This is a genomic window from Thalassospira sp. Z349TD_5, assembly GCF_056173045.1.
Genome location: NZ_CM149654.1, coordinates 3,541,036 through 3,557,509 on the forward strand (window position 1 = coordinate 3,541,036; position 16,474 = coordinate 3,557,509).

The 16,474-nt window shown below is 49.9% G+C and carries 14 protein-coding genes, 1 tRNA gene and 1 pseudogene; 6 read left to right on the forward strand and 10 right to left on the reverse strand.

The features are described 5' to 3' along the window. The first annotated feature begins 17 nt into the window (after window positions 1-17). From AC0VXT_RS16290 to AC0VXT_RS16310, 5 genes are read left to right on the forward strand one after another with little or no spacing between them, the layout of a single operon-like run. Window positions 18-755: an acetoacetate decarboxylase gene (locus AC0VXT_RS16290; protein ID WP_475546261.1), complete on the forward strand. Its 738-nt coding sequence runs from the start codon at window positions 18-20 to the stop codon at window positions 753-755. Between the two features lie 37 nt (window positions 756-792). Next, on the forward strand, window positions 793-1,977 hold the full coding sequence (locus tag AC0VXT_RS16295) for a DUF3734 domain-containing protein (RefSeq protein WP_475546262.1): 1,185 nt from the start codon (window positions 793-795) through the stop codon (window positions 1,975-1,977). Window positions 1,978-2,010: 33 nt separating this feature from the next. Further along, window positions 2,011-2,793: a 3-hydroxybutyrate dehydrogenase gene (locus AC0VXT_RS16300; RefSeq protein WP_475546263.1), complete on the forward strand. Its 783-nt coding sequence runs from the start codon at window positions 2,011-2,013 to the stop codon at window positions 2,791-2,793. 41 nt (window positions 2,794-2,834) lie between these two features. Beyond that, on the forward strand, window positions 2,835-3,293 hold the full coding sequence (locus tag AC0VXT_RS16305) for a hypothetical protein (protein WP_475546264.1): 459 nt from the start codon (window positions 2,835-2,837) through the stop codon (window positions 3,291-3,293). Window positions 3,294-3,348: 55 nt separating this feature from the next. Then, window positions 3,349-3,822, forward strand: a complete 474-nt coding sequence (locus AC0VXT_RS16310) for a carboxymuconolactone decarboxylase family protein (protein ID WP_475546265.1) — start codon at window positions 3,349-3,351, stop codon at window positions 3,820-3,822. 608 nt (window positions 3,823-4,430) lie between these two features. On the opposite strand, the gene AC0VXT_RS16315 is transcribed toward AC0VXT_RS16310, so the two are convergent. From AC0VXT_RS16315 to AC0VXT_RS16330, 4 genes and pseudogenes are all read right to left on the reverse strand, one after another. Beyond that, window positions 4,431-5,188, reverse strand: a protein-coding gene (locus tag AC0VXT_RS16315) for an IS5 family transposase (RefSeq protein ID WP_475546266.1) whose coding sequence is annotated in 2 segments (ribosomal slippage) — window positions 4,431-4,853 and window positions 4,856-5,188 — 756 coding nt in all. Because the reading frame shifts where the segments join, the coding sequence is not laid out codon by codon here. 81 nt (window positions 5,189-5,269) lie between these two features. Continuing rightward, a pseudogene (locus AC0VXT_RS16320) lies at window positions 5,270-6,042 on the reverse strand (IS5 family transposase). Window positions 6,043-6,262: 220 nt separating this feature from the next. Continuing rightward, on the reverse strand, window positions 6,263-7,210 hold the full coding sequence (locus tag AC0VXT_RS16325; protein ID WP_475546267.1) for a hypothetical protein: 948 nt from the start codon (window positions 7,208-7,210) through the stop codon (window positions 6,263-6,265). Window position 7,211: 1 nt separating this feature from the next. Next, complete coding sequence (locus AC0VXT_RS16330) at window positions 7,212-7,844, reverse strand: hypothetical protein (protein ID WP_475546268.1); 633 nt, start codon at window positions 7,842-7,844, stop codon at window positions 7,212-7,214. Between the two features lie 71 nt (window positions 7,845-7,915). Here AC0VXT_RS16330 and AC0VXT_RS16335 point away from each other — a divergent pair. Continuing rightward, a protein-coding gene (locus tag AC0VXT_RS16335; protein WP_475548551.1) for an IS5 family transposase occupies window positions 7,916-8,676 on the forward strand; the annotation gives its coding sequence in 2 pieces (ribosomal slippage) (window positions 7,916-8,225 and window positions 8,225-8,676; 762 coding nt in all). Here the strand turns inward: AC0VXT_RS16335 and AC0VXT_RS16340 are convergent. The 6 genes from AC0VXT_RS16340 to rpoD form a co-directional block, all read right to left on the reverse strand. Further along, window positions 8,668-9,657 carry a TniQ family protein gene (locus AC0VXT_RS16340; RefSeq protein ID WP_475546269.1) on the reverse strand — a complete coding sequence of 330 codons (990 nt, stop codon included), beginning with the start codon at window positions 9,655-9,657 and terminating at the stop codon, window positions 8,668-8,670. The two genes, AC0VXT_RS16335 and AC0VXT_RS16340, sit on opposite strands and share 9 nt — an antisense overlap. Beyond that, a complete protein-coding gene (locus AC0VXT_RS16345; RefSeq protein WP_475546270.1) occupies window positions 9,641-10,603 on the reverse strand; it encodes a TniB family NTP-binding protein in 963 nt (320 codons plus the stop codon). The genes AC0VXT_RS16340 and AC0VXT_RS16345 overlap by 17 nt, the downstream gene beginning before the upstream one ends. A 257-nt stretch (window positions 10,604-10,860) precedes the next feature. Beyond that, window positions 10,861-12,645, reverse strand: a complete 1,785-nt coding sequence (locus AC0VXT_RS16350; protein ID WP_475546271.1) for a Mu transposase C-terminal domain-containing protein — start codon at window positions 12,643-12,645, stop codon at window positions 10,861-10,863. Beyond that, window positions 12,642-13,145 carry a TnsA endonuclease N-terminal domain-containing protein gene (locus tag AC0VXT_RS16355; RefSeq protein ID WP_475546272.1) on the reverse strand — a complete coding sequence of 168 codons (504 nt, stop codon included), beginning with the start codon at window positions 13,143-13,145 and terminating at the stop codon, window positions 12,642-12,644. The genes AC0VXT_RS16350 and AC0VXT_RS16355 overlap by 4 nt, the downstream gene beginning before the upstream one ends. 1,001 nt (window positions 13,146-14,146) lie before the next feature. Next, a tRNA-Ile gene (locus AC0VXT_RS16360) sits at window positions 14,147-14,223 on the reverse strand. A gap of 106 nt (window positions 14,224-14,329) precedes the next feature. After that, complete coding sequence (gene rpoD / locus AC0VXT_RS16365; protein WP_022731304.1) at window positions 14,330-16,423, reverse strand: RNA polymerase sigma factor RpoD; 2,094 nt, start codon at window positions 16,421-16,423, stop codon at window positions 14,330-14,332. Window positions 16,424-16,474: the final 51 nt, after the last annotated feature.

Below are 16,474 nucleotides of genomic sequence, written 5' to 3' on the forward strand. Positions count from 1 at the left end.
CACAAGAGGACAAAATAATGGATGACGCAACCATACGACAGAGCGCCTTTTCTATGCCCGCAGTCAGTCCAGCTTATCCACCCGGGCCCTATCGCTTCGTAAATCGCGAATACTTAATCATTCGCTACAGGACCGACCCCACAGTGCTGCGCTGTATCGTTCCGGAACCATTGGAAATTATCGAACCAATCGTGAACTACGAGTTCATTCGCATGCCGGACTCGACGGGCTTCGGGAACTATACCGAAAGCGGACAGGTTATCCCGGTACGCTACAACGGCAAAGCTGGCAGCTATACCCATCAGATGTTCCTGAATGATCATCCGCCGATTGCCGGAGGTCGTGAAATATGGGGTTTCCCGAAGAAACTGGCGCAACCTTCATTGGCAGTCGAAACCGATACACTGGTCGGCACCCTGGACTACGGCTCAGTCCGTATTGCCACTGGAACGATGGGTTATAAACACCGTCCACTTAATCCTGCTACCGAGGCCACTGGACTAAGTGCACCGAATTACCTGCTTAAGGTCATCCCCCATGTCGATGGCAACCCACGCATCTGTGAACTGGTGGAGTACTACCTCGAAGACGTGACAGTAAAGGGTGCTTGGACAGGTCCCGCGAGCTTGAATCTATGTCCTCACGCATTGGCTCCCGTCGCGGATCTCCCTGTTCTTGAAGTGCTGTCCGCCAAACACCTGCTTGCCGACCTGACGCTTGGTCTGGGGACCGTCGTTCACGATTACCTAGTCTGAAGCAACAGCCAATCACACGAGATGAAGGAAAACCTCAATGATCGGACTAAAGCAGAAACAAACCCGTCCTCACTCTGAACCGGTTGAAATATCGCATTATGATGAAGTTGCCCTTGTGCTGCAGGGCGGAGGTGCACTTGGCGCTTATCAGGCAGGTGTTTACGAAGGTCTGCACGAAGCTGGAATTCGTCCGACATGGCTAGCCGGTATTTCCATAGGCGCTCTTAATGCCGCAATAATTGCCGGATCGTCGGAATCCAATCGCGTCGAGCGTTTGCGTGAATTCTGGGAAACAATTTGTTCGCTACCTGTCAACTGGTCGGCAACCGAAGCTCTTGCAGGTAATATGCCTTTCGCTTTCGACATGCGTCCTGCCTTGAATAATGCTGCCGCCATGCGCGCGCTACTTGTCGGGCAAAACGGCTTCTTCAAACCACGTTTCCCTCCTCCTTTCCTTTCGGTATTTTCGGGTGATACAGCAACAAGCTTCTATGACACCTCACCACTGCGCGAAACACTGGAGCGGTTGGTCGATTTCGACCGACTGAACTCGGGCGAAACCCGGGTTAGCGTCGCCGCCGTAAACGTCCGGAGCGGCAACCTTGTCTATTTCGATACCGCAGAGCGCCAATTAAGACCCGAACACTTTATGGCATCAGGCGCTTTACCACCCGGCTTTCCCGCAGTGGAGATTGACGGAGAATATTACTGGGATGGCGGAATGGTCTCGAACACTCCGCTCTCCCGGGTCCTAAACAGCGAACCCCGACGTGACACCCTGACATTCCAGGTCGATCTTTGGTCGGCCAAGGGGCGATTGCCATACGATCTGATGGATGTCGCCAGTCGGCAAAAAGATATTCAATACTCCAGTCGGACGCGCGCAATCACAAACCATGCCCTGCAGATGCAAAAAATGCGCAAAGCGCTTCAACGCCTGATGGCCGAGGTTCCGGAAGAAGCACGAAACCATCCCGAAATTAAAACGATTGCCGACCTTACTTGGGAACGGGCCTGCAACATCGTCCACCTGATTTATCAATCAAAAGCCTTCGAAGGTCACTCAAAGGATTATGAGTTTGGCCCCGAGGCAATGCGTGAACATTGGCTGAGCGGTTTGGAAGATATTCGCCGCACTTTGGAAGACCCTCGCAGCCTGAAGCGTCCCGAACCCGATCAGGGCACCGTCACCCACGACATTCACCGCGAGAAGCATTCTTAACCTCCGTCACAATCGAACAAAAGGACTCACAAGATGTTGAAGGACAAAATCGCAATCATTACAGGATCCACAAGCGGTATCGGGCTTGGTATCGCGAGGATGCTGGCCAGCAAGGGTGCAGATATCGTGCTCAATGGCTTTGGTGACTGCAGTGAAATCAAGGAAATTCGGGCCAGTATTGAGCGACATCACTCTGTTCGGGTAATACATGACGGAGCAGACATATCAAAACCTGCTGCGGTACGTCGCCTGATTGCAGCAACTGTCGAAAAACTGGGCCGTGTAGACATTCTGGTGAATAACGCTGGCATCCAGTTCACATCACCGGTCGAGACCTTTCCTGTCGAAAAGTGGGATGCCATCCTTGCCCTCAACCTATCAGCCGCCTTTCATGGTATTGCCGCCGCAGTACCTCCTATGAAAGAGCAGGGCTGGGGACAAATCATCAACATTGCGTCGGCTCATGGCCTGGTCGGGTCAACTCACAAAGCTGCCTATGTCGCGGCCAAGCATGGCGTAGTCGGCTTAACCAAGGTTGTAGGTCTCGAAACTGCCGGTAGTGGTGTGACGGTAAATGCCATTTGCCCAGGCTGGGTCCGAACTCCTTTGGTCGAAAAGCAAATTTCCGATATCGCAGCACGCAAACAGATCAGTCAGCAGGATGCTGCTGCGGAGTTATTGGGAGAAAAGCAGCCTTCACAAACCTTTGTGACACCTGAACAACTTGGCGAGACCGTTGCATTTCTCTGTTCATCTGCTGGTGACCAAATTACCGGCGCGACCCTTGCGATCGATGGCGGTTGGACCGCGCAATAAATGTATCGGGATGCTCAGCAGATAAGTGGAAGGAAACGAAGATGAAAGATCGAAAAATCAACCGAATTAACGAAGATTGTTATGCCGTGCTGGCTGTCATTCTGATCATGGCTGCATTCAACAGCGTATTTCTATCGGCCAATGGTATCTTCATGCTTACGGCACCACGGACATGGTACGAACTGGTTCCTGGCGTAACCGACACCGGCTTCTTCAATCAGCACTTCATCCGTGACATCGGTATGATTCAGGTATTTCTGGGGGTGGCTTTTGCCGTCGGCATGATTAAACCGGAACGTCGCATCGGGATGTGGGCAGTTGCAACACTGTGGCTGTCCGCCCACGCTATGTTCCATTTATGGGAAGTAGCCGTTGGCATCTGCTCACCCTCGGTTATTCCTCGTGACTTCCCAGCAGTCACGCTCCCCGCTCTCATTGGCATTGTACTTACGCTCTGGGCTGTGCGTTGTTCTCGCTTCCGGAGAACTGTTTTCGCCTGATCCCATAAATGACAGCGGAACTTATGACGGCTCCCGCAAACTCCAAGAGACAGCCATGACAAAGCGATTGAATATCCGAGATTGCAAGAATGACGGCATGAAAGCTTTGGCCAACCTTGAGATCTGGCTTGCCAATAACCTCGACGGCACTCTTCTCGAGCTTGTTCGAAGACGAGCTTCACAGATTAACGGCTGTGCTTTTTGCCAGCACATACAAGGCGAAGACATCCTCAAACTGAGAGAAAGTGATAATCGATTACTTCTATTAGGCGCTTGGCAAAAATTTGACTTCTTTAGCCCTCGAGAACGTGCTGCCCTAGCCTGGACCGAAGTATTAACCCTGGTTACAGGCAATGAAGCGCCGGACGATGTCTACGAAGAGGTACGCCGTGAATTCTCCGATGATGAGCTTATTGCGCTCTCCATTGCCATCGGCATGATCAATGTTTGGAACCGGTTGGCCATCGGTTTTCAGAACGAGCATCCTGTACCCTACAAACAAACTGCGCTTTCCAAGCCGTATAATTAAAAGCGCCTGAGCAGAAGCTATGCCGTCCAACAGGAAAACTGCTCAGCACAGCTTTCCAAAAAGAAAATTGCGTTGATTTCTCGAATGCCTGTCGTCGAAGTGGCCATTGTTCATCAGAACAATCCCCCCACCCGATGCCGATTAGACCAGTATCGTTTCCGCCGATCTGGTTGCTTCCGACATCGTCATGGCCAAAACTGGAAAACGAACCTTGGATTGGTCATTCTCCAAAGCCGTTTTCCACTTCGTCAAAGGCATACTGTCCGGAGGTTCAGCTTCCCCCAGCCTTGGCCTCCGGACAGTTTTTTCCATAAGCATTGTAACAATACCAAGCTCTTCGTTTGGACGTTGTGCCCTTGAAGCATCTCAAAGTCGCTGGCGCCATTTTCTCGAAGATATCAGCTTAACACACGTTAATTGTGATTCGGCTCGTCCGATGCATAAGAACAAAGCAATACCCCCGAACTATGACAAATTATTTGAGATATTGAATTGGACACATGAACCTGCACTTCACAATCTTGCTGATAATCATAGAAGACATAGCGAAGTTCCTGTTCACAACCATCCCATTTGAGACCAATTAGCGACTTAAACTCCAAACTCATTCAAATCCAGAAGCAGGCGATTGCGGCGAGACATAAGGCGGCCAGGAAGTTTTCGGTCTTTTTGTCGTAGCGGGTGGCGATACGGCGAAAGTCCTTGAGGCGACCGAACATGCGCTCGATGACATTGCAATTCTTGTAACACTTTGCGTCAAAGGCATGTGGTGCTTTGCGGTTTGAACGGTTCGGGATCACCGGCTGAATGTTTAATCCCACCAACCAGTCACGCCAATGGTCCGCATCGTACCCCTTGTCGGCGAGCAGATAACGGGCGTTGGGCAAATGCCCCGCAAGCATCACCGGGCCGGAGATATCAGCGACCTGGCCGGGCGTCAGGCAGAAGGCAAGCGGTCGGCAGAGGCTGTCGCTTATGGCGTGAACCTTGGTGTTGCGCCCGCCCTTTGTATGCCCGATGGCCTGAACAGAAGCCCCCCTTTCCCGCCTGCCGCAGAACGGTGTGCCTTGACATGTGTACTGTCGATGGAAATCTCTTCCGGGACCCAGGCCAACGCCGACGTCAGCTCCGCAAACATGTACTGCCAGATGCCTTTTTGAGACCAGCGATCATAGCGATTGTAAACCGTCGTATGCAGGCCGTATTCGGCGGGGCAATCCTGCCACCGGCAACCCGATTGAAGAACATGAATAATCGCTGATATGATCCGCCGATCATCAACCCGCCGCCGTCCGGCGGCACGATACGGAAGGTGTGGTTCGATCAATCCCCACTGTTCATCCGACAACCAAAATCCACGCTTCATATCTTAAACCTCCCAAATGGATATTTAAGGTATTGAATCAGTTAAATGTTAATGAGTGCTGACCCTAGGCGGTGTTTACATTCATTGACAACATTTGAGCGCGGCGACGAGGTTCAGGAAGCCCAGATAGTTTCTGGCGAGTTTGTCGTAGCGGGTTGCAATACGCCTGAAGTTTTTGATTTTGCTGAAGAAACGTTCAATCATGTTGCGCTCTTTGTAGAGTTCTCGGTCGAAAGGCCTCCATTGTGCTGTTGTGGTTCGACGGGGTACGACAGGTTTTGCTCCGGTCGTGGAGATAGCGTTCATAGCGCGTTGACCGTCATAACCTTTGTCCGCCAGCACATAATTTGCCTTAAAACCCTCAAGAAGACCTTCGGTCTGGGTGATGTCGTTACGCTCGCCTCCCGTCAGGATGAAGCGTACTGGATTGCCCAAGGCATCGGTAGCGGCATGGTCCTTGGTACTCAGTCCTCCTTTGGACCGTCCCAGAGCGTGAGCTTCAAACCGACCTTCGGATTGATCGCTTTTTTTGGGGCACCTGCGCTGTGCTGGTGGGCGCGCACGATGGTGCTGTCGATGAGGATATACTCAAAGTCGGCGTCATCGCTCAACGCTTTGAAAAGGTTCTCCCAAACCCCTTTGCGACACCAGCGATTGAAACGCTGGTAGACCGTGTGCCAGCGGCCAAACTCCTTGGGTAGAACACGCCAATGTGCTCCTGAGCGCGCTAGCCACAGGACCGCCTCCACGAACAGGCGGTTATCCTGCCCCGTGCGTCCGGGGTCTGTTGCTTTGCCCGGTAACAGTGGAGCCATCCGATCCCAAAGCGCATCACTTAGTTCCTGTCGATCCATTCATGCTGACCTCCATATAGCCAAAGTCTTGAATCATATTCTCGGCTAAATGGGAATCCTGAATGTAAACACCGCCTAGGGAGAAAAACAACTAAGCACTTGAAATAACGCTCTTTTCCACTCACGCACCTGTTTTAGGGCGCAAGAGTGGAAAACCAATCAAACTCAACATCTTAGCTATATTTGCGCGCCAAATTCATGGCTCATTCAACACTAGAAATCAGCTAAGCGATATTTGGTCGAGCAATACCCTCAAACGGTCTCCCCCTTTTGCAAATAGCTTCTCTGAAGTTCGAGATGACTGTGAGATGCTCAACAACTGAGCCAGAGTGTTTTGCAGCTCTATTTGACTGATCCCGGAACTTAGAACTTTTTCCGCAACAGGCTCGATTTGCTCCACATATCCCGAAAGCAAAACAAGCAACTCAAGATCGATATCACTTGTCTCAAAGGAGGCCCCGTATTCTGCAGCATCAATTACCGCGAATAATAATTCATCTTCCGGCGCAACAATTGGCAAACCTTTGGACTGACCTTCATTTGAAGCTGCGACGCGAAGCGTTTTGTCCCTCGGATCGTAAGACACAGCGAACTTGATTGCAGGTACGTGAGCCTTGGGACGTATGCTCACCCACATACCAACTTGATCAAAGCAACACTGCCCAAATACAAATGACTTACTCAACGCTTCATCAAAAAGAGCCTGAGGGCCATCTGCACTAACTATTCTTCGAAACTCCCACAGGTTCTGATGGGAGTTAACTAAGGTCAGCGACACTTCATCTGGAACATCGATGTCTGTGATTGAGGAGAACAGAGCTGCATGACCTGACAATCCCAAGCCCAGATCAAGCATGAACTCTCCACGGAGCGCCTCTATCAAGAAGACTACGTCGGAGGCAGCATGGCCAATCCCAATATGTTGGTTGACGCCCATTCTAGTGGCCGTAACTAGAAGCCTTTCACATTCAAGTTCGAGCCAAGATCCATAGGTCGATGCCAATTGCTTCACATGCGCAATTTCGTCAAACCCTAAGAGAGATAGAACATCACGAAAGCGCCAACCTCTCTCGTATACGCTGAGCATATCTTGATCGCTCAGATGCCGTTCTCTGTCACCTTGCCAAAGAAGAGAACGCAAAAAGGGATACGTCTGATTTTCAATCATTTCACCCGCCTCTCAAACATGACGCAACGGCACCGGATTTAGCCTGTGCCAGTGGATCTTCGTCACTGAAAAGCTTTCTGAGTGTCTCGGGATCCACTCCAAACTTCAAAAATCCCCGCTCAGTTTGGGAGTACATCAACAACTCAACCTCACCATCCCTGATCATTTCCAGAAGCTTTATGTATGAGAGTCCTTGCCTATTGTACTTCCGCACCGCAGCAATTAACTGCACAGACATAACTTCTGCGAGACCGGCGTTCCTCTCCAACTCATAAAGAAACCCCGCAAGCACTTCTTGGTCAAATCGCCAACAATGGCTCCCATCCAAGTCTGGTGAATGAAACGGTGTTACAAAGCCTGCTTTGACGAGTCCTTTCAAAGTATAAAGAGATATTGAGAGCATATAAGCTGCAGCACCGATGCTAATGAGCCTTTTTCTCAAGTCTTTATACGCTTCAAGACTCTCGATAGTAACCAAGCGATCAACACGACGACCTCTTCGTATCGTTATTGTATGGAGGAGGCCTTTTCCGATCAGCCTATCTATTCCTGCGCGGCTTGCCTTTAACACGTCACGTGCATCGGAAGAACTAACAAGCCACTTGTGACGCCCAGGACTAGGTAATGTTGACAAACTGGATTCCCTAAAGATCTGTAATGTGATTCAAGGTAACTTTTACGGAGGTTTCCTTGGCGCGATTGTTGATGGAAGAAGCGGAATGGGCGTTTTTTGAGCCTTTTCTCTTGGCGATACGTGGGCGTGGTGGCCGTCGAGCTTTAGATCATCGCCGCGTTCTGGACGCCATCTTCTGGATTGCGCGAACTGGTTCGCCGTGGCGGGATCTGCCCGAAGAATTCGGCAAATGGTCCAGTGTCTATCGTCAATTCAGAAGGTGGACGTTGGCGGGACTTTGGGAGTTGATGCTTGAAGCGCTTAATGAAAGTGGCTCCATGCCAGATCAGGTTCAAATGATCGATAGCACTGTGATCCGGGCTCATCACTTGGCCGCAGGCGCAAAAGGGGGACTCAAAAAGAAGGTTTTGGCCGCTCAAAAGGTGGCTTTACGACCAAGATCCACCTCATTGCCAACGCTCACGGACTGCCTGTCAGGGCGGAAATAACCGGCGGAGAAGTTTCTGATTTCAAGGGCTTCGATATTCTAGTGGATACTGACCTGCCGAAAGCCAAGGTTTTTCTGGCTGATAGAGGCTATGACAGCGACCATATTCGTAACGTGATCGATCTGCGGGGCGGCATCCCTGTTATTCCAGGTAAAACCAATCGAAAAGTGCCAATCGAGGTCGATGCTATAACCTATGCTTTGCGAAATCGCGTTGAGCGTTGCTTCAATAAGCTCAAATGCTCACGACGCTTGGCAACCCGGTACGATAAAACCGCAGAAAGCTATCTCGGCTTCATTCACATAAGTTCGGTTCGCTTGTGGCTCAGAAGTTTGTCAACATGACCTAGGAACCACAGCATTCTGGACGTATGAAGCACACCCCTTTGCTACAGAACTCAGATAGGCTTCGAAACCCTCATAAATGGTTGGAAAGCTATCTTTTCGTGCTGTGCAGGTACGGTACAGCATATCAAGACCGTAGGCGAAAAAATTGCTCTTAGAGTACCAATCCGGCGGAGCTATCATTTTCCCGATATAGCCAATGAACCCATCGGGCCAGTTTGTAAGGGCTCCCGCAACAGAAGAAACATGAAGAACTGTGTTTTCTTCATTCACGCGATGATACCCACGACCATTAGCATCTACACGATGCTGGAGAGACGCCCTAAGCAACTCAATCGTCTCTAAAACCTCACGGCACGATGCCCGCTGTATACTTTCCGGAAACCCGTACTGTGAAAGATCAAAATTCGTTGCTGAGTACTTGTTTGAAATCAATCGAAGCAAACCGATGTGAGGCTCGGATATTGACTGATCAGCATCAGCTTTGACACTCGAACACTCACAAAAATCGATGCTTGTTCGGTAAAACCTTACAACCTTTCCACATACTGGGCATGCATCACGTAGTTTGTAGCCGTGTCTCGGGCAATGAGTGACTAACCGCAGGTCCCAAAGACTTGAGAGATAGCCATTTTCCCGAGCACATTGAGAACAGATAGCTTTGGTTGGCCATTTAAGAAAGTATCGAGATACCACCTCTCCATTGGGCAACTCCACCTTCGAATGATTACCTTCAAACGTAATCAAAGGCGCTAGTGTACTAATTGCCTCGACAGATTGCCCAAGGATCGAAGCCAGCTCTGGCAGCCCGCTTTTCCATGTCGAAGCTTTTGTTTTCGCATAGCTAAGTCCTGCATGCTTTAACGTCCATGCCGAACTCGCATATGCATTGATGCCTGCAATTCGGATTAGGTAACCGATTAAGCTCTCGTCTTTAAGGGGCGCTGAAATAATGGGGACTGCTTTAGAACGGACCATCATAAAGTCCTTTCTGTTGACGACGGACAATTCTTCCAGTTGCTTTTTTGTCTTCCGGCAACAGCGGTCGCGCCGCCCTAGTGTCTAGCCCATCAGCAGCCTCCATTAACTCAGAAAGAGCCGCCGCAAGATGCTGCTTAGTAAGCGTCCGACTACCGCTCAACAGTGCAATTTCAACGGATCGATAGATGACCTTTGTGATGTAGCCAATTAACCCTTTGCAAGATCGGGCCAACCTCAACATAACATCGGTATTTTTGAGCACTGAGGTTGACGGATCGGGTAAGGGCAGCTCTTGGTTCAAAAAATGGAACAACATCAAGAGTTCTTTTGCACCACCCTTCGTTGAGGGGTCAAACGGGCGCAGCTCAACCCTCCCACGCCTCCGTGTTTCAAGCTGAGAATTCACCATAAAGATATCGTTGACTTCCGGAAGTCCTACGAACAGCACTGGCCTACGCAAGATCTCAAGCTGAGTTTTCAACCAATCTGCCGCATCGTAGCGACGGGCTTGACTGCCTTTATTAGTCAGGTGCTGGAACTCGTCGAAAATGAGCATGCTAACACTGGCATGGTCCGCAAACCGCGCGATCCGTCGCTCCATCAACTCTCGTGTCCCCATACTCGCGCAAGGATCTCCTAACGCGTGCAGAATACGGGACGCCAGATTTTTGATTGTACAGCTTTGCGGTATGATAATTGACAGAACTCGGTTGGTATCTTCTCCACGGTTGGCTGTAGTGCAAAAACTCTCGATGATAGAGGATTTTCCCGCACCTGTTTCACCAACAAATGTCATAATGCCCGGAGCATATGCACGTGTACCAGACCTGTGAAAGTTGGTTATCCGAGCGATTGCATGCTGGAACTGACTGTGATGAATTCTCTGGTTTTGAAAAGTAGCCAATCCATTGGCTTGCTCGTCATTAAGGAAACCTACTTCATGCATTGTCGCCTCCCGTTCCGCGGGACGGAGACGTTGACTTCCATTGTGCGCGCTCGATCTCCGCTACGATCTCGTCAGTTGAGAAGTCAAAACCCTCCAAAGGCGTGTCATTGAGCTCTTTGGCACCTGAGACGCCTTCCAAGTTGGTCACAACATCAGCAGTGACTTCCTCATTCGCGAACCGATGTGCTCTTTTGCGTGTAGCCTTCTGCTTACTCGACTTAAGTTGCCGAGCAAGCTCGAAGGTCGTGACGCGAGCGCTAAGGAGAAGTCTCTTCCGAGTGCTTTCGCGCGCCATTTGTTTCCTTGGAAACAACACTGCGGATCATTTTATGGCGCCACACAGATAGGCCATCTGCATAGGTCTCAAACCTACATTTAGCCGGCAGGAAAACTCGGTTATCCGGGTCCTCAACATACACGGTCAGAAGATTTTCTGGATCAAACTTAACTTTAACTTTGGGGTTCTTGGGCAACCGTATACTTCCGCTCATCAGTCGCCGATACAGCATCTGAATAGCATCAGATTGAAATTGCAGATTTAGCAACGTCACACCAGTGCGAGACAATGTACATGTCTCAACGCAGGATGTGAGAACCTCGAGGTCTTTAGGGTTACTCAGAAGACGTACAGGATAAGCATTCGTCCCCTTTTCCCACTTTAGGATCGGGCAATCACGAATACCTTCGTGATATGAATGATGATACTCATCGACCACGAACTTAGTGATCAAGAGCATCAGATCCTGAATGGTTAATTTTGCATTCTTCTCTGCTGGATATTCACCACGCTCCAGAGGGTTTGAAAACGTAGTGCCGTCCAGCTTATGGATGAGTTTCAAGTTTAGTGTTTCAAAGAACCGCTCAACTTTCCCTTTATAGCGTGGAGCCCTCTTTGGATTGTACTCAACCGAAATTCCTAGCTGCCCCGCAGCATCAAGTAGGTTTTGAGAATGAAACTCTAGTCCGTTGTCAACGACCAAGACATCAATCAAACCAAAGCAAACCCATTCGTTCTCAAACTCAACACGCAAGTCCCGAAGTACTTGAGCGTTGAATTCTTCAACGACACGCTTAAGGAAAGCGTCCTTAGGTGTTATTGCATTTCTGAGACATCGCATAATCGAACGATAAGACGGTGCCTCCGGGCTGATATCGAAACCAACCACCATGCGGCTGTACACATCCAAAGCTAAGGTCACCCAAAGACGGCCCAGCACATCCCCATTTGGATAGACAACGAGCAAATCAATCAGATGATGATCTATCTCTACACGCTCCAATGGACGAGATGCTAGAATGCCAGACCCAACCGGTCTAAACGTTTGATCGGCAATATTTGTCCCTTTTTGAGCTGCTAGAACCTCATAGGGATCTAATTTGCCAAGCCAACGATAAATTGTCCTTCGACTGGGAGCCTTTAGCTTCATGCCAACGGGGAGGCTACGGTTTTCCTTATCAACCTGGCGCAGCACGCTATTGTAAACATCAGTACCACTTGCGTTCGCAGGCTTGAGGTAGTCCTCTTGCGTGGTTTCCCACATAATTGCTTTAAGGCGACTATCAGCGCGACCATCTTGAGGTCCCTTAAGACAATGTCTGGGCAATAAAGAACGAATATCACGACCACTGGATTGCCAAGCATCATACCAACGAACCAACGTTCTCTTCGAAGGGATCGCGGATAATTTAGCTCTATGGCAACTCTTGATTACGTCATTTACTGCCTGGTTGAGGTTAGCGACCTTTGCAACACCATCGACTTTTTGAACAAAACTGAGTTTCCTTCTGGCTTCATCACGATCTCGTATACTGAATGCATCGAAAGAGACGAGCTTATGGCGGACGTCATCACTTGAAGCTCTGATAATTTCTGCTTCACCGTCATAAATTGCTCTTACAATGTCCTGAGTGGGAACCATCATTGGCTCACCTGTCTCAAGATGGCTGAGGTGTATTTCGCCCCCAGCTGTTCGCGCCACGACCTTGTATTGCGCTCCATCGAGAGCGATACGCGATCCTTCCGGAAGTTGAAATCTGGTCATTGGCCAAGTCCTCCTCGAACTAATTCAACAGGAGTGCTCAGTCCAATTCGCGCATCTAGATCAATTTTCAGCTGTCCACTGGCAACAAGCAGCAGTACATCGCCTAGATCAGCATCTCCGCCAATGAGGTCAGCAACCTCCTGTATCGATACCTGGGGACATCCTAGGAACAGTGATTGCAGTTGCTTCTTGTCTACAGCGGGTGGCTCGCATAGACGATAAGCACTCAGAAGCCCCAAGTTCTTCCGTCTTGGCTCTCGTCGAATGTCTTGTTCTGTCCATATTTCGAAACGATAGCCATTTTCAGCCAATGCAGCTTCGATCAATGGGAACCGCTTTTGGTTATCTGGTTTCCGTAGCTCGCCAGAGGCCTTAACCTCAATGACCGTCTCGCCAAAACTCCCCTGAATCAAAATGTCCGGAAAATAGATCCGGTCTCGACCGTCGCATTGATAAACGAGCTTGAAGGGCTGAACAGCGACCTGGTCAACTTCCGGCATGAGATCAACAACAATGAGAGCGTCTCGCTCAAGTTGAGAACTCCCACGGCAAGAGACGCCGCACTTTGCGACTGTAGTAATAACCGTTTACGCGTCCCTTACTCCGAGACACGACTTTGCGGACGGGATTCATCATGATCCTCTCCTTCGCATGAATTAGGCAAAGCTCACCCGTGGCGTGCTGACACGCAGTGCTTGCCTTCAATTGGGCAACGTGCTAAAGGAGGAGTTGTAAGACATCTCGCATTAGCGACGTAATTGGCCGGTTCAGTTCTCTGGATCGGTTTTTTGCGTTTTGGGAACTCCGTTACTGAATTATTGCGGCGTCTATAATCTCCTTATTCGAGAATTTGTCAACGACACCCAAGGCACGAAACTCAACCATAGGTTTTTACTGAAAATTTAGAGAAATCCAAAAAATGTGTTTTTGATTAATCGATTACAAAAAAATAACCACACTTATACAAAAAAATACAAAATACAAATTCAATACAAAGTTGTGGAACATGCGGATTTCTACTGAACAATTCTAATGCTGTGTCACTTCACAAACTCAAATACCGACTTTGGGCGCATCTACTTTTCAAAGAAGACCACTTTGTGGATCGCACTCTTTTTGAATTACAGCTCAACCTAGAGCTTTACTCGACCTAACCATACCTTTCCGTCTACTGGAAATTTGTGTGATAGGCAGACCGTGAACCCACCGATTCCGGTTTGCAGACAGAAGGACTCGACGGGAGAGGGGCGAAAGCAACTGAAGAAGTTCAGCATTTCACGCTCAGGCGAGCATGAAATCGAATTACTCCATGCAGGTGCGAGCTGGTTTGAAGCGCATCAAACACTATCTCAAGAAACGGTATCGCTAAGGCGGGAGGATAGCATTAAGAATGCTTCGGGGCTGTCGCACAGCGAAGTCGTTGTCAACTTCTTGGCACGAATGTCATCTTTTGTGGCACAAATGACAACTTATGTGGCACGTGACAATGATTATTTATCCCTGGTAGGCCCGGAGGGACTTGAACCCCCAACCAGACCGTTATGAGCGGTCGGCTCTAACCAATTGAGCTACGGGCCCCCAAGAAACAAGATGGGATATAGAAAAGACCGCACCAGATCACTGGTGCGGTCCCGAAAACTAGCGATTTTCGGGCCAAGGTCAAGCCCGAACGTCGTGTTATTTCTTAATAATCGAGGAACGAACGCAATTTGCGTGAGCGTGACGGATGTTTGAGCTTCCGCAGCGCTTTTGCTTCGATCTGACGAATACGTTCGCGGGTCACAGAGAACTGCTGACCAACCTCTTCAAGTGTATGGTCGGTGTTCATACCAATCCCGAAACGCATCCTCAGAACACGTTCTTCACGCGGGGTGAGGGACGCCAGAACCCGCGTGGTGGTTTCACGCAGGTTGGCCTGGATCGCCGCATCAAGCGGTTGAACAGCGTTTTTGTCCTCGATGAAATCGCCAAGGTGGCTGTCTTCCTCGTCCCCGATCGGGGTTTCGAGCGAGATCGGTTCTTTGGCAATTTTCAGAACCTTGCGAACCTTTTCAAGCGGCATCTGAAGTTTTTCAGCCAGCTCTTCGGGGGTCGGTTCACGGCCGATTTCATGCAACATCTGGCGCGAGGTCCGAACCAGTTTGTTGATGGTCTCTATCATGTGTACCGGAATACGGATGGTTCGGGCCTGATCAGCAATAGAGCGCGTGATCGCCTGACGGATCCACCAGGTCGCATAGGTCGAGAATTTATACCCACGGCGGTATTCAAACTTATCGACCGCCTTCATCAGGCCGATATTGCCTTCCTGAATAAGGTCGAGGAACTGAAGGCCACGGTTGGTGTATTTTTTGGCAATCGAGATCACAAGACGCAGGTTGGCCTCGATCATCTCTTTCTTTGCACGGCCTGCTTCGCGTTCACCCTTGTTAACCACGCCATAAACGCGGCGGAATTCACCAATCGGCAAACCAACTTCGGCGGAAACACCACCGATGCCTTCGCGCAGGTTGGCAATTTCATCAGGATAGCGTTCGATAAAAGCTTTCCAGCCCTTGCCCGGCAGGCCCGAAACACGTTCCATCCAGTTCGGGTCAAGCTCGTTGCCCTGATACTGTTTAACGAAATCAGGACGCTTGATTTTGCAGCGGTCGGCAAAGCGCAGAAGCTTACCTTCAAGGCCGAGCAAACGGTTATTCAATCCGGTCAGGTGATCAAGAAGCTCTTCAATCCGGAAGTTGTTCAGATGAACATCTTCCATCAGATCGACCATCTCGTTCTTAAGCTTGTTGTAACGCTTTTCGGTCGCGGCCGGCACGGCCTCGCCCTTATTGTGCGCGACAAGACGCTGTTCCTGGGCTTTATGGAGTTTCTCGTAGGTCTTCGCAATCAGCTCAAACTTCTCAAGAACCTGCTCGGTCAGTTCTTCTTCCATTTTGGAAAGAGAGACATTGACCTGCTCGTTCTCGTCATCGTCTTCATCGCTGTCGCGCGGGCCCTGAGCCTGTTCTTCTTCCTCGTCATCATCATCGGATTTCTCAGAAGTCTCGGACTCGTCTTCGTCGTCCTCCTCTTCCTCTTCACCAATGGTGTGCGGGGTTTCGGTTTCGGCCTCATCATCGTCGTCGTCATTGGCACTGTCGAAACTTTCGACATCTGCTTCCGGATCGACTTCCTCGGCATCGGCTTCTTCGCCGTCACTTTCCTGTGCGGCAATTTCCGCATCCGGGCCACCGCCATAGGTGGTCTCAAGGTCAATGACGTCACGCAGCAAAAGTTCACCAGCCTGGAGCTGGTCATGCCAATTGACAATCGCACGAATGGTCAGCGGGGATTCGCAAATCCCGCCAATCATCATGTCACGACCGGCCTCGATACGTTTGGCAATGGCGATTTCGCCTTCGCGCGAGAGCAATTCGACACTACCCATCTCGCGCAGATACATACGCACCGGATCATCGGTACGGCCCACATCGTCTTCAGAGATATTACCACGCGGATCAGCTTCTGCTTCCTCGCTGTCGTTATCATCTGAATCGTCACCATCGATGACATTGATGCCCATCTCATTGAGATTGCTCATCACGTCTTCGATCTGTTCCGACGAGAAATGCTCTGACGGCAAAGCCGCATTCAGTTCATCGACCGAGATGTGGCCTTTCTCTTTGCCCTTGGCAATGAGCTTTTTGATGGCCGACTTATATGTATCGAGAAGAGGTCCGTCTGCGTTTTCAGAAGAGTTCTTTTTCTCTTCAGCGTTCGAAGTCTTAGACGACATCTATTCCCCGTTTCCCGCTGGGTACATGTTCTGTACCGTTGTTGTCCCAAG